This window comes from Acinetobacter schindleri, from assembly GCF_010918895.1.
Lineage (GTDB): Bacteria > Pseudomonadota > Gammaproteobacteria > Pseudomonadales > Moraxellaceae > Acinetobacter > Acinetobacter schindleri.
This window is the reverse complement of the sequence record NZ_CP044483.1, coordinates 2,082,307-2,100,827: the sequence shown is the minus strand read 5'-3', so window position 1 is coordinate 2,100,827 and position 18,521 is coordinate 2,082,307. Positions and strand designations below refer to the sequence as shown.

Here is an 18,521-nt window from a genome sequence, read left to right as displayed (position 1 = left end):
TAAAACCTTTACTTTCAGTTTGAAGTAATGGCGTCCCTACGGGGATTCGAACCCCGGTTACCGCCGTGAAAGGGCGATGTCCTAGGCCTCTAGACGATAGGGACTTAATAAAACTACTTTCTGAAAATTGGCGTCCCTACGGGGATTCGAACCCCGGTTACCGCCGTGAAAGGGCGATGTCCTAGGCCTCTAGACGATAGGGACTTAATAAAACTACTTTCTGAAAATTGGCGTCCCTACGGGGATTCGAACCCCGGTTACCGCCGTGAAAGGGCGATGTCCTAGGCCTCTAGACGATAGGGACGTTTCAGAGGTGGGCGTATAATAGGGTGAAAAAAGGGGGGTGTCAAACGCATTTCTGCACTTTTTCTAGTTTTTTGAACCGAGTGCATAAAATTAAAACAATCTTAAGAAAATACTTGAAAAATACATGGTTTAAGCCGGATTTTTAAGTAATTCTAGAATTGTTTCTACCACCTGCGGATGGAGTAAATAACCAGTAATATCATGCGGGCGGTGAATATGTGTGCGAATGCCGTGGTTAATAATTGCAGGTTGAAACTGAAATGGCGGTTGGGTAAGAGGAAAAGCGGTAAGGAAATCATCAGTTGAATAGAAATTTATCCAGTCGCCTTTAATTGCAGCAGGTCTTACAATCGGTTGTGGTAAATGTGACTGGATCACCTGGAATGCTAATGGTGATCCTAAAGTAATAAAACGCTGTACATTGAGTTCTGGATGTTGAATAAGATGATTATAGGCAATCACACTACCCAGAGAATGAGCAATTACAATACAAGGTTTACGACCGTTCAATTGCCGAGAGATCCGCTCATGAACTTCTTTCATGAAACCAGGATTGTCGAGATACAAATAGGTTTCAATAAGAAATTTTTGAAGCAAGCTACGATGCAGACTGGGAAAATAATTGAGCAATAACACAAAGTCCCGCAGCGCAACATTTTTGCTCAATGTAGTAATAAACTTGAATTTCTGTTTGAAATTCATGGAGCCATTCAGGTTGAGCTGGGGAAGATCGGAAATCACGGGTTTGCGCCAGCCAGGGCGTGGAACTGGTGCAGGAAGCTGAGGCTGAACAGGCTGACGGAACCGAAAGCTGGGCCATTGTTGTGGCATCAGGGTGCCAGCATTGAGGATGTTGCGGACGTTATAGCGAGAAAGCAAGTCCCCATAAAATGGAATGTGAATGTGACGTCGTAAATAACTGAATCTGGCATCGTGATGATGTTTGCGAATGCCTTTTTGAAGTATATGTAGCCAGCGCTGACGGATCGATGCAGCGCTATGATGTTGCTGATTCATTCCATGAATAAAAATAACTTTCATCGATACCTCACGGAGGTCGATCTATATATTCACAGTATAGAGAAAATTGCGGCAAGCCAAGCTGTACTTTTTGTGGTGTTCATGTATAAATTATCTTTGATAAAACAATCATTAACAGACAATTGTATAATTATAAAAAAAGATAGAAAAAGCAGTAAATTGATAGATACGGATCAAGGATTTTACTACATAGAAAAAAGAAAGGAATAAAACGGTAAAAGTTTAATCCCGCTGTTTAAGTAAATCCTAAAGTAATTCCAGTAGCGCTTTGATGACGTCGGGATGTTGGATATAACTATCAATATCATGCGAATGATAGATGGAGGTACGAATTTTCTGATTAATAATCGCCGGCTGAAATTTGAAGGGTGGTTCTGATAAGGGAAAGGCAGTCAGAAAGTCATCGCTACAATAAAAATTGATCCAGTCACCACGAATGGCCTCGGGTCGGGTCATCGGTTGCGGTAAATGTTCCTGTATCACACGAAAGGCCATGGGTGATCCGAGCGTAATAAAGCGCTGCACATTTAATTCCGGATGTAAAAGCAGATAATGATAGGCAATCACGCTGCCTAAGGAGTGTGCGATCAAGATACAAGGTTTATTGTCATGTAGTCGCTGACCAATACGCTGATGAACTTGCTGCATGAATCTGGCATTGGCCAGATAGAAATATGTTTCAATCAGAAATTTTTTGATGAGCGTATCATGGAGATGGGGAAAATAATTGAGCAAGACCATAAAATCCCGTAAGGCTGTATTTCGGCTTAAGCTATTAATAAATTTCAGCTTTTGGTTAAAAGTCAGAGCATCCTCAATATTTAATTCGGGAATCTTGCAAGTTTCAGCTAAATACTGATGAAAATGTGGCGGCGACGGTTGGGATTTAAGTGGGTGGCGCAAGGGAAAATGTGGCCACTCTTGTGGCATTAAGGTACTGGCGTTCAATACATTATGTAAATGATGCCGTAACAGTAAATCTCCATAAAAAGGGATACGAACATGACGTTTGATATAGGCAAAACAGGCCTGTCGATGCGACTGTTTCAGACCATGTTTAAGCAGACTTAGCCAACGTTGCTTTAATGAAGCAGAACTAAAATTCTGCTTGTTCATCCCATGGATATAAATAATTTTCATCGACACAACGCTGTGGCTGCCTGACACATATTCAGTATAGATAAAAAAAGAGCAGCCGGAGCTGCTCTTTTGTTAGCGCTAAGATTTAAGCTTTATTGTGATAAAACTTATAATAGCTGGCATAGCAAAGTCCAATAAACACCAGACAGCCAAAGAAGCTGATCCGCATTGTTGGATCAAATACCATACTGATACAGGTAATCAGACAGAACAGGAAACCCAGAATCGGCACAATCGGGAACAACGGTGCAGCGAAAGCAAGATCTTTAGCTGTCTTCCCTTGTTTGTACCATTCACGGCGGAAGTTGAACATACTCAGACAGATACTCATCCAGACCACCACCATGGTAAAGGCTGCAATACCCAACAGGTTAGTGAAAATGGTTTCTGGTGCAAACTGTTCAGACAACAGACCTGGCATACCACCAATCATGGTTACGATTACCGCAATGTAAGGAATACCGCGTGCATTCACTCTTGAGAACATGGCTGGTAATTGTTTGCTATAAGACAATGACCACATCATACGGGAAGCAGCAAATAAACCTGAGTTTGCAGCAGACAACAGTGCGGTGATAATTACAAAGCGAATAACGTCTTCAGCGTATGGAATACCAATGTGCTGGAATACGGTCACGAATGGGCTACTACTTACACCTTCAGCAGCAAGACCTGCTTCTTGATGTGGTAATAGACACGTCACCACGACAATCGTACCTACAAAGAAAATCAATAGGCGGAAAATTGCGGTATTGATGGCTTTCGGTACGTTTTTGGCAGGATCTTTGGTTTCACCAGCGGCTACACCAATCAGTTCTGTACCTGAGAAGGCAAAGTTGACAATCAGCATTGTTGTGAAGATGGGGAACAGGCCTTCAGGGAACCAACCCTGAGCTGTCAGATTGCTAAACAGCGGGGCAGTTTCCTGACCTGCATAACCCAATACACCAAATATGGCCAATAATCCCAGCAGGATAAAGGCAATAACAGTGACAACTTTAATGAGGGCCAGCCAGAATTCGGATTCTGCAAACCAGCGGGTCGAAATCATATTCAGTGTAAACACAAGCGCACCAAAGACCAGTGTCCACATCCACATGGAGCTGTCCGGGAACCATTCCTGCATCAATAAAGCTGCAGCGGTAAATTCGGTTCCCAGTGTCACTGACCAAGTCAGCCAGTATAACCAGGTAATGGTATAACCTGTGCCCGGTCCAATATAACGTTTGGCATAAGCACCAAATGAACCAGATTCAGGCATATGTACGGCAAGTTCACCCAGACATAGCATAACCATGTAAGCGATGATACCGCCGAGGAGATAAGCAAGAATGGCACCTACAGGCCCCGTTTGTGCAATGACTTCACCCGACCCTAAAAATAGGCCGGTCCCGATTGCGCCACCAAGCGAAATCATGACCAGATGTCGAGTACTCATAGCGCGTTTTAAAGGCGCAGAATTGCCCTGATGCGTAGCATCATTCGGAGATGAGTGCATAGGAAATAAGAAATACTTCAAAGGAATGAAGCGAGCTATTGTAGTCAAAAACTACAAATCTGCAATCAAATAATAGTAATTTTGAATAAGTGCTGATCGTATGAGATCAATAGATGGCGTCCCTACGGGGATTCGAACCCCGGTTACCGCCGTGAAAGGGCGATGTCCTAGGCCTCTAGACGATAGGGACGTTGCGAGGTGATGGCTATGTTAAGGACTAAGCTAAGCTTTGTCAAAAGGCTTTTTGCTAAAAATGAATTAACAGATTAAACATTAAACAAGAACAAAGGATTAATGTGATTTCTGATTTCAAACTAGCGTATTAATCAGTTTATAGCATCAGAAATCGACATTAAAACTTCAAATTCCCGTCACTTTACAGGAGTTTAAGCAGTGTGGATTTAATGGTCAGGTGTTTGGAACTCGGCCGGTTGACTGGCTGGAACCACTTGTTCCGCAGGAGCTTTGGTTTTGTCTTCACGGTTGACGATATAGAGGTACAGTGCGGAAGGCGCTAAAATCACTAAAACCAGTAAGATCTTTTTTAACATGGCACAAATGCAAGAGATGAAATTGCAGTAATTATAGCCTAAGCAAATTCAAAAGAGCACCTGAGTGCTCTTTTATGATGATTAGAACTTGAAGGTCACATCGGCGATAAATTGACGGCCAATTTCAGAGTACAGTTTACTTCCACTCACATATAAATTATTGCGGTTAGTTATATTATTTACTGTTAAGCCAAAAATCGCTGAATAATCTTTTGAAACTTTCCAATCATAGGTGGTGTGCACATCCCATGTAAAACGAGGTTTTACATCTTGTAGCGTATAAGTATCGATTTTAACGCCATCATGCACCACTTTGTCAGCAGAGCTCGCTTCTAACACTTGCTCATAGGTGTCTTTATAGCTAAAGAAGTTGGAAATTTTTAAAGGAAGAGAATCAAAGCCAATATTCCACATGACACGTGCAGTAATCGGTTGGTTATAGTTTGATGCAGGGCGGTCACCATAAGGCATGATTTTACCATCATAGGAAATCAGCTCCTGAAGGTCTTCTTCGGTAAAGTTTTCCGTATAATCTGGTGCGCTACGGTACACATCCGAGTAATTGACTGCTAAGCCTAAATCATGTTGAGTGCCTTTAAATTTAAATGGCTCAATCGTATTAAGTTCTAGCGTTACGGTATCATTTTCGCCATAACCGCTGTTATTAAACTCATAAGAATAAGTAAAATAGTCGTTTGGAATATCAGTTCTATTACGGGTGATTTCATCATCATACTGACGATTCACCCATTTTAAGCTTAGATTGGTGTTTTTAAATTGGCTATTAAACCCAAGGACAAATTCATCTGCAAATGGGGTTTTAAGATCCTTGCGGCGTGTATCATTGGCTGAAACTTTTGCTTCTTCAACCCATTCAGAATTTTGATCAGCACGGCTGATGTTAAAATCTAATGAGGTCAGATGTTGACGCAAGTCCGTCATATACGTTGGGGCATTATAGTAGCGGTTCCAACCTGAAGTCAGGGTTAATAATTTATTGGAAAAAGGCTGATAACTAATGCTGCTACGTGGTGCAAAGTTAAGATTATTATTTGATTCATCATAATCAGCACGCACACCTAAACGGGCATTGAGGTTGTTCCAGCGAATATTATCTTCTAGATACAAGGCTGCTTGATGATATTGACCAGCAAAGCTGCCTGCTTTGTATATATTGCCCTTTTTAAAGTATTGACCATCAAAGACCGTAGGGACTTTATTGTTCAGGAATACAGCTGTGGTATTTTCATCGCAGAGGGGATCATTGATTTGACATTGTTGACCTTTAAGATCAAACAAGTTTTGGGTTTTCCCTGATGTTACGCCATAGAAAGTTGAAAAATCTTTGGTACGTTCCCATTGCACATCATCATAATGATAGGTAAAACCGGCGCTGATTTGATGGTCGGTGTCTGCAAATTTAAAGTTATTAAATAGCGCATCTAACCCATAACTCACAGAAGATTGTTTTAAATCAATATCTGCAGAGGTTGCACCTTCCCATACTTTTTCAGTATTTGCCCAGTCTTTGCTCCCTGCTGCATACATCCAGTTCACACCGCGATCAGATGATGATTCACGTGCATTGTCAATTAGCTGGTAATTGAGCTTGTGTATTAATTGTCCCCAATCTTGTTTTTTTTGCATCTCTGCGAAAATTAAAGCTGATTGATTATTGGTGCTGCTGTGAGAGTTACGACGTTTGTCTGCGTAAGTATTGTCTTCCAAATCACCTAAAGCGAAACCGAATTTCATACTGGTGTCTGCATTTGGATCGACATACAAGGTTCCGCCGACATTGGTGTTACGTTTTTCTTGATCAATTTGTTTTGGTGCAGGTAAGCCACTTTCAACAGGAATTGCTGATTTACGTTGTGAAGCATAGAGATCGAAGCCATAAACCTCTGAAAGCTTAGCAAAAATATTGGCACTAACACCTTGGCGAACATACTCTTTTTGGTTTGACTGGGTTGATGCACCTTCCAAGAGTCCTTTGTCTGCATCAGTTTTTAAGTGGTAGTGGTTCCAGTCACTTTCTGTATAGTCATAAGTGATGCTACCATGGACTTTGCCAATTTCAGATTTAGGCGCACAGGTTTCTGCCTGAACCACACCACCGGTGAAGCCACCGTGTTTTGCACTAATGTTGCTGTCTAATACTTCTAAATTACACAATAAATCGGTGTTGATTGCCACACCTTGTGAACCGCCAGACACTGGACCGTAGTTGGTTGTTCCTGAACCAGCAGGGTCGAGGTTATTGCTGTTGCTGACGCCATTCACCACAAATTTATTATTAAATGATTGTGCGCCATGAATCGAAATTTCAGCCGGTTTTAAATCAGCTTGTGAGCTAGCTGCCATATGTTCATTGCTAAACTGCACATTCGGATTTACTTTTAAAAAGTCAGTGATATTTTTAGAGCTATTCGGCGTCTTTTCTAAGTCTTCTTTTGAATAAATGGCTTTTCCAACTTCATTTTCTTGCTGAGCTTCAATAATAATCGTGTTGAACTTAACCGTAGCTTCATTAAGGATGGATTCTTGATAATTTGATTCTTCTGCAAAGCTAGAGGTTGATAATGTTGTTAGAACTGCAATAGAAAGTGTTGAATAAGCAAAACGCATGAGAAGGGTTGAATCTTTAAATGATAATGAAAGTGATTATCATTAACTTTGGTGTAATAATCAATAATAATGAGAATTATTTGCGTTAATAGGTTTTTTATATGTACGGAATTTAATCGACTTAAATAGCTGAATAATAGAAATAAAAAGACATAGGAAAATAGATGGCGTCCCTACGGGGATTCGAACCCCGGTTACCGCCGTGAAAGGGCGATGTCCTAGGCCTCTAGACGATAGGGACGTTTAGAAGATGGCGGTATCTTATTGATCCGCCACCAAAGTGTCAAGCAGGTGTGGGGTGAGTTTGTTTAAAATATAGCAAAACAGTTCAGCTGTCTTCTGCGTGTCGTATAATGCAGAATGGGCTTCTTTGCCATCAAACTCGATACCGGCCTGAATACAGGATTTTGCCAGTACGGTTTGACCAAACATCACCGCGCTCAAAGTCACTGTGTCGAAGACAGAAAAACTATGAAATGGGTTCTGGTTTTTGGTTCCTGTACGGGCAATAGCTGCCTGTACAAAGCCTAAATCGAAATGCGCGTTATGACCGACCAGAACGGCATGGGTACAGTTTTGCTGGCGGCGTACTTCATTGACAGATTTAAAAATGCGTTTAAGCGCAGTTTTCTCATCTTCGGCCATTGCAATACGCATCGGATTAGAGGGATCGATCCCAATAAAGTCCAGCGAACGGCGGTCAAGGTTTGCCCCTTCAAATGGATTGATATGTGCATGGTGAGCAGGGCCCGGCACAAATTCACCTTTCTCATTAAAAATAATAGGAATGGCAGCGATTTCCAGCAAGGCATCAGTTTGTGCATTAAAGCCCGCTGTCTCTACATCGACAACAACAGGCAGGAATCCACGGAAACGTTGACCAATGACTGGGAGAGTTTCATTTGTCACACTTTTCTCCATTGAATGGTTTTACCCGCATATAACGGAATAATCTGTTCACCATCCAAATAGTCCAGACTCTCAGGAATCACTTGATCTTGTTTTACCAGGGTAATGGTATTGGTATTACGAGGAAGGCCATAGAAGTCAGCACCAAAGTGGCTCGCAAAACCTTCCAGACGGTCAATTTTGCCGACCTGATCAAATGCCTGAGCATAAAGTTCAATTGCAGTGGGCGCACTATAACATCCTGCGCAACCACATGCATTTTCTTTGGCATTTTTTGAGTGCGGCGCACTATCTGTGCCCAGGAAGAATTTAGGATTACCGCTGGTCGCGACTTCCAGCAGAGTTTGCTGATGCGTCTGGCGTTTTAAAATCGGCAGGCAGTAGAAATGCGGCTTGATGCCACCCACTAGCATGTCATTACGGTTGAACAGTAAATGTTGTGGCGTGATCGTTGCAGCCACATTACGGTCCTGTTCCAGGACAAAGTTTGCCGCTTCACTGGTGGTAATATGTTCAAGTACCAGCTTCAGTTTCGGGAACTGCTTTAATAATGGAGAAAGTACTTCGTCCAGGAAACGTTTTTCACGATCAAAAATGTCGACATGGTTATGCGTGACTTCACCATGTAGCAGTAAAGGTACCTGATGTTCTTCAAGCTGCTCAATTACTGCATACACTTTAGAAATATCGCTTACACCGCTATCCGAGTTTGTAGTCGCACCAGCAGGATAAAGCTTGATGGCATTCACATACTCAGATTCTTTGATTTTTTTAACTTCGGCAGGTGAAGTATTGTTGGTGAAGTACAACACCATGCGTGGATCAAAGTTGCAGCCTTCCGGCACATGCGCCATGATGCGTTCACGATAGCTGTTTGCCTCTTCCACGGTTTTTACTGGTGGAACCAGGTTTGGCATACAGATTGCGCGGGAAAATTGTTGAGCTAGATCAGGAACAGTACGTTTAAGTGCTAGACCATCACGTAGGTGAGCGTGCCAGTCATCTGGCTGGAGAATCGTAATCGTATTCAAGGCGAATTCAATCAGAGAAATAATATGAATGATAATGCATCTATACCGAAAATGGTAATGTGAAATACTGACAAAAGATGCATTAACTATGAATTAATTTAAAAAAGTATGTTATTTTAAAAACACTAAAAAAATTACATACATGCTTGCCATGGAATATAAGTATAATTTAGCAAAACTGCAGGATCAAAAGGAAAAAGTCGAAGAGCTTATTGCTGGGCAGAAATTAAGCCGAGTTTTTCCTCAACCGCTTGAAGATGAATTCTGGACCAAAAATCTGGAACGTGCCCGTAAGCACACCGATCAGTATGTCTGGGCAGGATTATTAATCTATTTTATCGGCATCCTTATCCTTATTCCTACCGATTACTGGATCATCGATAAACAATATTTTGTACATGATTTTGTATTGTCTTTAATAGGTATTATTAATGGCGGAATTAGTTTATTTGTTTTCTATTTATTCTCAAGTTTAGAACGCTTAAAACCTTTTTTTCAGCCTGCTTCACTGGTCTTGATATTCTGGGCACTGGTTTCAATTTCATGTCTAACTATGTCCATTCAGACTGCAGCTTTACAGCATCAATCCATGGCAATTGTCACCATTATTTATGTGTTGGGTTATATCCTTACTGGTGTCAAGCCGATTCAGATGATGATCACTGGTGTATTGGCAGCTGGAACTACGATTATTTGCCTGACTCTGGTTGGGGCTAACTTTAATCCTTTGGTATTTGGCCGAATTCTGTTGGGAAGTTGCCTGCTCGGTTTTGTTATTAGTCATATGATTTTTGCACGTGAACGGATGATTTTTCTTTATTCCATGCGGGCGCGGATCAGTGAGCAGATTCACCGGATTCACAATACCGAACTGTTACATCTGAGCCAGCATGATGAGCTGACCAAAATCTCGAATCGCCGTACCTTTGATGAAATGCTGGAAATTTACTTTTCTACCGCTCAGCGTCAGGAAAGCTCTTTGGCTATTTTATTTATCGATGTAGATTTCTTTAAGAACTATAACGATTTTTATGGGCACCAGAAGGGTGATGATGTGATTTCGACCATCGCCAAAACTATCAAGAATGCGATCCGGCATATGGACTTTGTTGCGCGTTATGGAGGTGAGGAGTTTGTGGTGCTACTTCCAGAAACTGATGCACATGGGGCTTATGCAGTATCTACCAATATCTTTAAAGCGATTGAACGTCTGGAAATACCACATGAAAAATCTTTGGTATCCAAGCAGATTACGGTAAGTCTAGGCATTACGGTTTATCGTGGCGAGCAAGCTATGACCAAAGATGGATTACTCGGTATTGCAGATCAGGCACTGTATCGTGCCAAGCAACTAGGGCGCAATCAGATTTATTATCAGAGCATTGCTTCGGTAAATTCAAAACCGCTGCATATCAGTTGAATTTTTCCTGAATTACAGACAATAGAAACCGCGCAATTTGCGCGGTTTTTTTGACACAACTAAAACTTAGTTTTTGTCTTTTAATTGTGGAACAGCTGAACCGGTACCCACTGCAAGTAAACCCGCACCTGTGTAGATACCCAGTTTTGCACGCGTATCCGTAATGTCCAGGTTACGCATAGTTAACTGACCGATACGATCCATTGGCGAGAACATTGAATCACCTTTTTCCATCGTTAAGCGTTCAGCTTCGTATGTCAGGTTTTCAGATTCAGTGTTCATAATCGTGTAGTCATTACCACGACGTAGTTCTAAAGTCACAGTACCGGTAACCGCTTTAGCAACCCAACGCTGAGCCGTTTCACGAAGCATAAGCGCTTGAGAATCGAACCAGCGACCTTGGTAAAGTAAACGACCTAAACGTAATCCATTGATACGGTATTGTTCAATCGTGTCTTCGTTATGAATACCCGTCACCAGACGTTCATAAGCAATGTGAAGCAGCGCCATACCCGGAGCTTCGTAGATACCACGAGATTTCGCTTCAATGATACGGTTTTCAATCTGATCCGACATACCTAGACCATGACGGCCACCGATACGGTTCGCTTCAAGAATGAACTCAACAGGATCTTCGATACGTTGACCGTTGATCGCAACTGGGAAGCCTTCTTCAAAAGTGATCGACACTTCTTCAGGTTTGATTTCAACTTCTTCTTTCCAGAACGCAACACCCATGATTGGGTCAACGATTTTGATGCCTGCATTCAGGTATTCAAGATCTTTGGCTTCGTGAGTTGCACCTAACATGTTTGAGTCAGTTGAGTAAGCTTTCTCTTTTGACATTTTGTAGTCAAAGCCGTTGTCGATCAGGAACTGCGACATTTCAGCACGGCCACCAAGCTCGTCAATAAACGTCTGGTCTAACCAAGGCTTGTAGATTTTAAGATTTGGGTTGGTCAACAAACCGTAACGGTAGAAACGCTCGATGTCGTTACCTTTATAAGTTGAGCCGTCGCCCCAGATGTTCACGTCATCTTCTTTCATTGCGGTAACAAGCATTGTCCCTGTTACTGCACGGCCCAGTGGCGTTGTGTTGAAGTAAGGAACACCACCAGTTGAGATGTGGAACGCACCACATTGAATTGCAGCAATACCTTCTAATGCAAGCTGTAGACGGCAGTCGATTAAACGTGCTTTTACTGCGCCATACGCTTCAGCTTTCTTTGGGATGGCATCGTAATCATCTTCATCAGGCTGACCCAGGTTTGCAGTATATGCATAAGGTTCTGCGCCTTTTTGTTTCATCCACAACAGGGCTGCTGAAGTATCTAGACCACCAGAAAAGGCAATACCAACTTTTTTGCCTACAGGTACATTCTGTAAGATAGTTGCATTATCAGACATTGTTAATCCTAACGATAGAATAATATAGGCACCACTTATATTGGTGGCCAAGGAGAATTTTGAATGCAGATATTGTAACACCTTTCAAATGGCAAGTTTTCGCAAAAAAAATGCAAAATCTAAAAAATAGACAAAAAAATAAACAATCTAATGCAAAGAGAGCCATCACAAATGGCCTTGAATTAGCCAAATCTGGGGTTTTTAAGCTGGCTAAGACTAAAGTTCTATAGGCTTCATTTTATTTCAACCTTTGCTTCTCTCGACCTGTTAAATACCGGATGTTGCTTAGCTATCACTTATATTGAATTCCATCTTTTAATATAAAAATTGGTCATACCAATTATATTTTAATAAATTAGCTATTGCAGTATTTTAAATATTTCATTAACTTTGGCTGGATAAAAGACCGATATTGGTCTGTTTAATGCTAAATTGGTCATACCAATAAGCTTTTGAACATGTCCTGTAATGAAATAACAAACAAGCATTTCAAGGAGTAGAGAATGCTTCAACAGTGGCAACAAATTTACGATCCAATCGGAAATATCTGGATTTCCAGCGCGATCGCCCTTATTCCAATCGTATTCTTTTTTCTTGCTCTTGCTGTTTTCAGAATGAAGGGCAGTGTAGCGGGAACGATTACTGTGGCTTTGGCATTTCTGGTGTCAATGTTCCTCTACAAAATGCCAGTCACTATGGCATTGGCTTCCATGGTCTATGGGTTCTTCTACGGCTTGTGGCCGATTGCCTGGATTATTATTGGCGCCGTATTCCTTTACAAGATTTCAGTGAAGACCGGTCAATTTGACATTATTCGCTCATCGATCCTGTCATTAACCGAAGACCAGCGTTTACAAATGTTATTGGTCGGCTTCGCTTTTGGTACTTTTCTGGAAGGTGCTGCAGGCTTTGGCGCACCGGTTGCAATTACTGCAGCGTTATTAGTAGGTCTTGGATTTAAACCACTGTATGCCGCGGGTTTATGTCTGATTGTGAACACTGCACCTGTAGCTTTTGGTGCGATGGGAATTCCGATTATTGTCGCTGGTCAGGTATCAGGCGTAGACACCATGGAAATCAGCCAGATGGTAGGACGTCAGTTGCCAATCATGGTACCCATCGTACTGGTGTGGATTATGGCAATCATGGATGGCTGGCGTGGTGTGAAAGAAACCTGGCCTGCAATTTTAGTCGGTGGGGGTTCTTTTGCCCTGGCGCAGTTCCTGACTGCTAACTATGTAGGTCCTGAATTACCTGATATCACTGCAGCGATTGCATCTTTGGTGAGCTTAACGGTATTACTCAAGTTCTGGCAGCCAAAACATATTTTCCGTTTTGATAATGAACAACTGGTCGATGGCAACATTGCTTTGGCAAGCCAGCAAAAATATAGCATCGGTCAAATTATTAAAGCGTGGTCGCCATTTGCGGTACTGACTGCCATGGTAACTTTATGGAGCATCAAACCATTTAAAGATCTGTTTGCCAAAGATGGGGCTTTAAGTGATTTAGTAATTTCTATTAAAGTGCCTTTCCTGCATCAAATGATTCAAAAGTTGCCGCCGGTGGTCGCTGAAGCGAAAGACTACGACGCGATCTATAAATTTGACTGGTTGTCGGCGACGGGTACAGCGATCATGATCGCTGCAATCATCACCATCATTTACCTGAAAATGAAACCGAAAGACGCAGTAGCGACCTTTGCTGAAACAGTAAATGAGCTGAAAACACCGATTTACTCAATTGGTATGGTATTGGCGTTTGCTTTCATTGCCAATTATTCGGGCTTATCGGCAACCTTGGCATTAGCCTTGGCACATACAGGACAAGCATTTACGTTCTTCTCACCATTCCTGGGTTGGGTCGGTGTATTCCTGACAGGGTCTGATACTTCAGCAAACGCATTGTTCTCGGCTTTACAGGCAACCACGGCTCAGCAGATCGGTGTACCTGAAGTATTGCTGGTGGCAGCGAATACCAGCGGTGGTGTAACCGGTAAAATGATTTCACCACAATCGATTGCAATTGCCTGTGCCGCAGTAGGTCTTGTCGGTAAAGAATCGGATTTATTCCGCTTTACCGTAAAACACAGTATCACCTTCACGGTGATGATCGGTATCATTATCACCTTACAAGCTTATGTGTTCCCATGGATGATTCCATAACACCATACTGAGGGCGGTGCAATGAAAGTCTCTGATAAAGTCGTACAAAGTCTGCGTAGTCTGATTGAAAAAAATCATATGCAGGTCGGGGACCGTTTGCCCGCAGAACGTAAATTATGTGAGCAGTTAGGCGTGTCGCGCTCTTCGTTGCGAGAAGCGCTGCAGCATCTGGTTAGCCAGGGCATGCTGGTGAGCCGTGTTGGTGCCGGTACTTATTTGCAGGAACTGCCGAATCACTGGTCACAGCATCATATTGTGCAGCCTTTAAGTGACTTAATGGATGTTGATCCTGAATACCGTTTTGATGTTCAGGAGTCTCGTCTGATTCTGGAAGGCGGTACAGCCTGGTATGCCGCACAGCGCGCCACACCCGATGATATAAAAAAAATCAGACAGTGTTATGACCAGATTGCACATTATCAGCTGTTGGGTGATGACGATGAGGCAGCTCGCGCGGATGCCCGTTTTCATCTTGCCATTGCCGAAGCATCGCATAATGTGGTGCTGATCCAGTTGATGCGCAGTCTGTTCGACCTGCTGCAATTTAATGTGGTACTCGGACGACGCAAAGTCTATTCCGAAGCCCACCGTTTTGATCAGTTGCAGGACCAGCACTTTAAGGTGATGGCCGCAATTGAGCGTCAAGATCCAGAAGCTGCACGTCAGGCAGTTTGTGGACACATTGAGTTTGTCATTCAGCAAGTACGCACGATTGATGAGGATGAAGCCCGTCAGCAGCGTATGAGCCGATTAAACAGGATCTAAATTATGATTATCTCTTCTGCAAATGATTACCGTGAAGCCGCACGACGTCGTCTTCCACCATTCCTGTTTCATTATATTGATGGTGGGGCTTATGCAGAATACACGCTGAAACGCAATGTAGAAGATTTATCAAAAGTAGCGCTGCGTCAACGTGTCTTGAATGACATGTCAGCACTAAATCTGGAAACTAAATTATTTGATGAAACCCTTTCGATGCCGGTGGCCTTGTCACCTGTAGGCTTGACCGGTATGTATGCACGCCGTGGGGAAGTACAGGCAGCAGTTGCGGCAGACCAAAAAGGGATTCCATTCACCTTGTCGACGGTATCTGTGTGTCCAATTGAAGAAGTGGCACCAGCGATCCAGCGCCCAATGTGGTTCCAGCTCTATGTACTGCGTGACCGCGGTTTTATGAAAAATGCCTTGGAGCGTGCCAAAGCTGCGGGTTGTTCAACGCTGGTCTTTACCGTGGATATGCCAGTGCCGGGTGCACGTTACCGTGATGCACATTCTGGCATGAGTGGACCAAATGCAGCGATGCGCCGTTATATGCAATCTTGCATGCATCCACACTGGGCCTGGAATGTCGGCTTGATGGGTCGTCCACACGACTTGGGTAATATCTCGAAATACCTCGGTAAACCGACAGGCCTTGAAGATTATATCGGCTGGTTGGGTGCCAATTTTGATCCGTCTATTTCCTGGAAAGATCTGGAGTGGATCCGTGACTATTGGGATGGTCCAATGGTGATCAAAGGGATTCTGGATCCTGAAGATGCTAAAGATGCTGTGCGTTTCGGTGCGGATGGCATTGTAGTATCCAACCATGGTGGTCGTCAGTTAGATGGTGTGTTATCTACCACACGTGCCTTGCCACCAATTGCTGATGCGGTAAAAGGTGAACTGAAAATCCTGGTCGACTCTGGTATCCGTAATGGTCTGGATGTGGTGCGTATGCTGGCAATGGGTGCGGACACCTGTATGCTCGGTCGGGCCTTCGTTTATGCATTGGGTGCTGCAGGCGGTGCAGGTGTCAGCAACCTTCTTGATCTGATTGACAAGGAAATGCGTGTTGCCATGACCTTAACAGGTGCCAAGACCATTGCTGACATTACACAGGATTGTCTGGTAAGGCTCGATCGCGAAATTTCACAATAAAACCAATCAGGATGACCACTCTAAATCGTGGTCATCCTAGAGCAATTCGGAACTACATAATTACTGCTATTTCATCTATTCAAGATTAAAAATCCAAAACATGCTTATGGCTAATTTTATAAAAAGATAGCTATAAAAATGAAACGGGGCTCTACTATGCAAAACTCATTTGACGCTACTGCGACCTTAAACAATCTGGTCGCTGTGGTCGGCCAGCAACATGTGTTAACGGACGATCACGATACTCGTCTGTATCGGCAAGGCCGACGTTATGGTTCAGGTGAGGTGTTTGCGGTCGTCACTCCAGGTTCATTACTAGAACAATGGCAAGTATTGCAAATTGCTGTTGCAGCAGACTGTATCGTGATTATGCAGGCAGCCAATACCGGTTTAACTGGTGGCTCAACACCGTTTGGTGAATATGACCGTCCAGTGATTGTGATGAGTACTCGCCGTCTGGCAGGCATTCAGGTGATCCAGGAGGGCAAACAGGTTGTCTGTTTGCCGGGTGCAACACTTGATGCACTGGAAAAACAGCTAGTGCCATTTAACCGTGAACCGCATTCGGTGATTGGTTCATCCTGTATTGGTGCTTCGGTGCTGGGTGGCGTATGCAATAACTCCGGTGGAGCCTTGGTTCGCCGTGGGCCGGCCTATACTGAACTGGCATTGTATGCGCGTGTCAATGAACATGGCGAACTGGAGCTGGTGAATCATCTCGGTATCCATCTGGGTCATAGTCCGGAAGAGATTCTGAAAAATCTGGAGCAGAAACAATATAACGAGCAGGATATCCAGCAGAAGGAACATCGCTGTGCATCTGATCATCGTTATAGTCAGGATGTGCGTCAGGTCGATGCTGATACTCCGGCACGCTTCAATGCTGATCCAAGCCGTCTGTTTGAAGTCTCTGGTTCTGCTGGTAAGGTGTGTGTTTTTGCAGTACGTCTGGATACTTTTGAAAAAATCCCGAGTCAGGTGTTCTATGTTGGCACCAACTCGCAGGATGATCTAACAGAAATCCGTCGCTTTCTGCTCAAAGATCTGCCAGGTCTGCCGATTGCTGGAGAATATATTCACCGTGTGGCTTATGACATCGGTGCGGAATATGGCAAAGACACTTTTATGTTCATTGAAAAATTTGGTACTGCCAAAGTGCCTGCCGCATTTGCCATGAAAGACAAGGTTGATGGGATATTGCAGAAAATGGGGCTACGTGGCTTAAGTGACAAAATTCTGCAAATGATCAGTAAAATGCTGCCATCACATTTGCCAAAACGCATGAACGAGTACCGTGATCTGTATGAGCATCATCTGATTCTCAGAATTGAAAATCAGGATGTGGCACAGGTACAGGCCTTCTTTGAAGGCTACTTTAAGGCCCATCCTGGCGGGAACTATTTTCTCTGCACCGAAGACGAAGGACGTAAGGCATTTCTGCACCGTTTTGCCGTAGCTGGTGCAGCAATTCGTTACCGTGATACCCATTTAAGTGAAGTAGAAGATATTGTGGCGCTGGATATTGCGCTGCGTAGGAATGACCGCCAATGGGTAGAAAACCTGCCACATGAGATGGAAGAGCAGATCTTACATAAACTTTATTATGGTCACTTCCTGTGCCATGTATTCCATCAGGATTATATCGTGAAAAAAGGGGTTAGTCCGCTGAAAATGGAACATGCCATGTGGAAGCTGCTGGATGATCGTGGTGCGGAATATCCAGCTGAACATAATGTAGGGCATCTCTATATTGCCAAACCGGCATTAAAAAACCATTACCAGAAGCTGGACCCGACCAATAGTTTTAATGTCGGTATTGGGCATAGCTCAAAGCTGAAATACTGGAAATAAGCAGAAAAACTGGGAATAACAACAATAACAATATGATCTGGCCTATCTCATGCAGTGCTCGCACTGCATTTTTTTATCTGTAAAACATTGGAAAAATACAGGTTGTACGAATGTTGCAATAGATCGAGAAACTGCTGATTTAAATCCAGTCTTGGGTTTTAATATGCCAAGTAGAGATCATTACCTGGTCCTGATACGATAAAACCAACAATAACAATTTTTTAGGAAGCTCTTATGAATTCAAGTATCACCCCGCCCCAGCTGCCACGACTGCATGAGCGTAATCAGACTTTGTCTGTATTGCATGGCATTTATGCCGGCCTGTTGATTTTTAGTGGCGTAGTATTTCTTTATCTTGAATCTCAGCAAAGAACCGCTTCAACCATTAGCCTGGGATTTGTCATTCTATTAATGCTGGTATTGATCTATTTCAATATTCAGGCAGCTCTGAAAGTTAAGAAAGGTCAGGGCGAGGGACGTACACTTTCCCGAATTATGGCGGTGCTGATGCTGTTGAGTTTTCCTGTAGGAACAGTACTGGGGGCAATTGCATTATGGAAAAGCTCGGCGAAACAGTGGGAGGCCTGAGTTGACCTGAGAAAGCAATAATTTTGTGAAAATGCCATAAACAAAAATAAAAAACACGCTAGA

The 18,521-nt window shown here is 43.1% G+C and carries 15 protein-coding genes and 5 tRNA genes; 7 read left to right on the top strand and 13 right to left on the bottom strand.

The window, feature by feature from the left end; all coding sequences use genetic code 11:
* Positions 1-28: 28 nt before the first annotated feature.
* The 12 genes from FSC11_RS10155 to pyrC form a co-directional block, all read right to left on the bottom strand.
* Positions 29-104: transfer RNA gene (locus FSC11_RS10155), tRNA-Glu, on the bottom strand.
* Positions 105-128: 24 nt separating this feature from the next.
* Positions 129-204 (bottom strand) — tRNA-Glu (locus FSC11_RS10150).
* A 24-nt stretch (positions 205-228) separates the two neighbouring features.
* Positions 229-304: transfer RNA gene (locus tag FSC11_RS10145), tRNA-Glu, on the bottom strand.
* 131 nt (positions 305-435) lie between these two features.
* The gene (locus tag FSC11_RS10140) at positions 436-1,347 is read right to left on the bottom strand and encodes an alpha/beta fold hydrolase domain-containing protein (protein WP_163166701.1); all 912 of its coding nucleotides are present in this window, start codon (positions 1,345-1,347) and stop codon (positions 436-438) included.
* Between the two features lie 246 nt (positions 1,348-1,593).
* Positions 1,594-2,487, bottom strand: coding sequence for an alpha/beta fold hydrolase (locus FSC11_RS10135; RefSeq protein WP_163166699.1), 894 nt, complete (start codon positions 2,485-2,487; stop codon positions 1,594-1,596).
* A gap of 85 nt (positions 2,488-2,572) precedes the next feature.
* Positions 2,573-3,985: an amino acid permease gene (locus FSC11_RS10130; protein ID WP_004810673.1), complete on the bottom strand. Its 1,413-nt coding sequence runs from the start codon at positions 3,983-3,985 to the stop codon at positions 2,573-2,575.
* A 114-nt stretch (positions 3,986-4,099) separates the two neighbouring features.
* Positions 4,100-4,175: transfer RNA gene (locus tag FSC11_RS10125), tRNA-Glu, on the bottom strand.
* A gap of 211 nt (positions 4,176-4,386) precedes the next feature.
* Entirely contained in the window at positions 4,387-4,536 is a 150-nt protein-coding gene (locus FSC11_RS16140) for a hypothetical protein (RefSeq protein WP_171521716.1), read from the bottom strand.
* An 81-nt stretch (positions 4,537-4,617) separates the two neighbouring features.
* On the bottom strand, positions 4,618-7,164 hold the full coding sequence (locus FSC11_RS10120; RefSeq protein WP_163166697.1) for a TonB-dependent receptor plug domain-containing protein: 2,547 nt from the start codon (positions 7,162-7,164) through the stop codon (positions 4,618-4,620).
* Positions 7,165-7,329: 165 nt separating this feature from the next.
* Positions 7,330-7,405, bottom strand: a tRNA-Glu gene (locus FSC11_RS10115).
* 20 nt (positions 7,406-7,425) lie between these two features.
* On the bottom strand, positions 7,426-8,085 hold the full coding sequence (rnt, locus tag FSC11_RS10110; protein WP_008303612.1) for a ribonuclease T: 660 nt from the start codon (positions 8,083-8,085) through the stop codon (positions 7,426-7,428).
* Positions 8,070-9,104, bottom strand: coding sequence for a dihydroorotase (pyrC, locus tag FSC11_RS10105; RefSeq protein WP_004893685.1), 1,035 nt, complete (start codon positions 9,102-9,104; stop codon positions 8,070-8,072). Before pyrC ends, rnt begins: the two co-directional genes overlap by 16 nt.
* A gap of 151 nt (positions 9,105-9,255) precedes the next feature.
* On the opposite strand from pyrC, the gene FSC11_RS10100 reads away from it, so the two are divergent.
* Entirely contained in the window at positions 9,256-10,524 is a 1,269-nt protein-coding gene (locus FSC11_RS10100; RefSeq protein WP_171521715.1) for a GGDEF domain-containing protein, read from the top strand.
* A 66-nt stretch (positions 10,525-10,590) separates the two neighbouring features.
* Here the strand turns inward: FSC11_RS10100 and argG are convergent, their stop codons facing one another.
* Positions 10,591-11,931 (bottom strand): argininosuccinate synthase, encoded by a 1,341-nt coding sequence (gene argG, locus FSC11_RS10095; protein WP_004810660.1) that lies wholly within the window; start codon positions 11,929-11,931, stop codon positions 10,591-10,593.
* Between the two features lie 59 nt (positions 11,932-11,990).
* Here argG and FSC11_RS10090 point away from each other — a divergent pair, with 59 nt between their 5' ends.
* From FSC11_RS10090 to FSC11_RS10065, 6 genes are all read left to right on the top strand, one after another.
* On the top strand, positions 11,991-12,161 hold the full coding sequence (locus FSC11_RS10090; RefSeq protein ID WP_155858011.1) for a hypothetical protein: 171 nt from the start codon (positions 11,991-11,993) through the stop codon (positions 12,159-12,161).
* A 273-nt stretch (positions 12,162-12,434) separates the two neighbouring features.
* Complete coding sequence (gene lldP, locus FSC11_RS10085; RefSeq protein ID WP_163166693.1) at positions 12,435-14,096, top strand: L-lactate permease; 1,662 nt, start codon at positions 12,435-12,437, stop codon at positions 14,094-14,096.
* A gap of 21 nt (positions 14,097-14,117) precedes the next feature.
* Positions 14,118-14,861: a transcriptional regulator LldR gene (gene lldR / locus FSC11_RS10080; RefSeq protein ID WP_004893693.1), complete on the top strand. Its 744-nt coding sequence runs from the start codon at positions 14,118-14,120 to the stop codon at positions 14,859-14,861.
* Positions 14,862-14,864: 3 nt separating this feature from the next.
* Positions 14,865-16,019, top strand: a complete 1,155-nt coding sequence (lldD, locus tag FSC11_RS10075; protein ID WP_048881570.1) for an FMN-dependent L-lactate dehydrogenase LldD — start codon at positions 14,865-14,867, stop codon at positions 16,017-16,019.
* Between the two features lie 156 nt (positions 16,020-16,175).
* Positions 16,176-17,870 (top strand): D-lactate dehydrogenase, encoded by a 1,695-nt coding sequence (gene dld, locus FSC11_RS10070; RefSeq protein ID WP_163166691.1) that lies wholly within the window; start codon positions 16,176-16,178, stop codon positions 17,868-17,870.
* A gap of 234 nt (positions 17,871-18,104) precedes the next feature.
* Positions 18,105-18,458: a hypothetical protein gene (locus tag FSC11_RS10065; RefSeq protein WP_163166689.1), complete on the top strand. Its 354-nt coding sequence runs from the start codon at positions 18,105-18,107 to the stop codon at positions 18,456-18,458.
* The last annotated feature ends 63 nt before the right edge of the window (positions 18,459-18,521 follow it).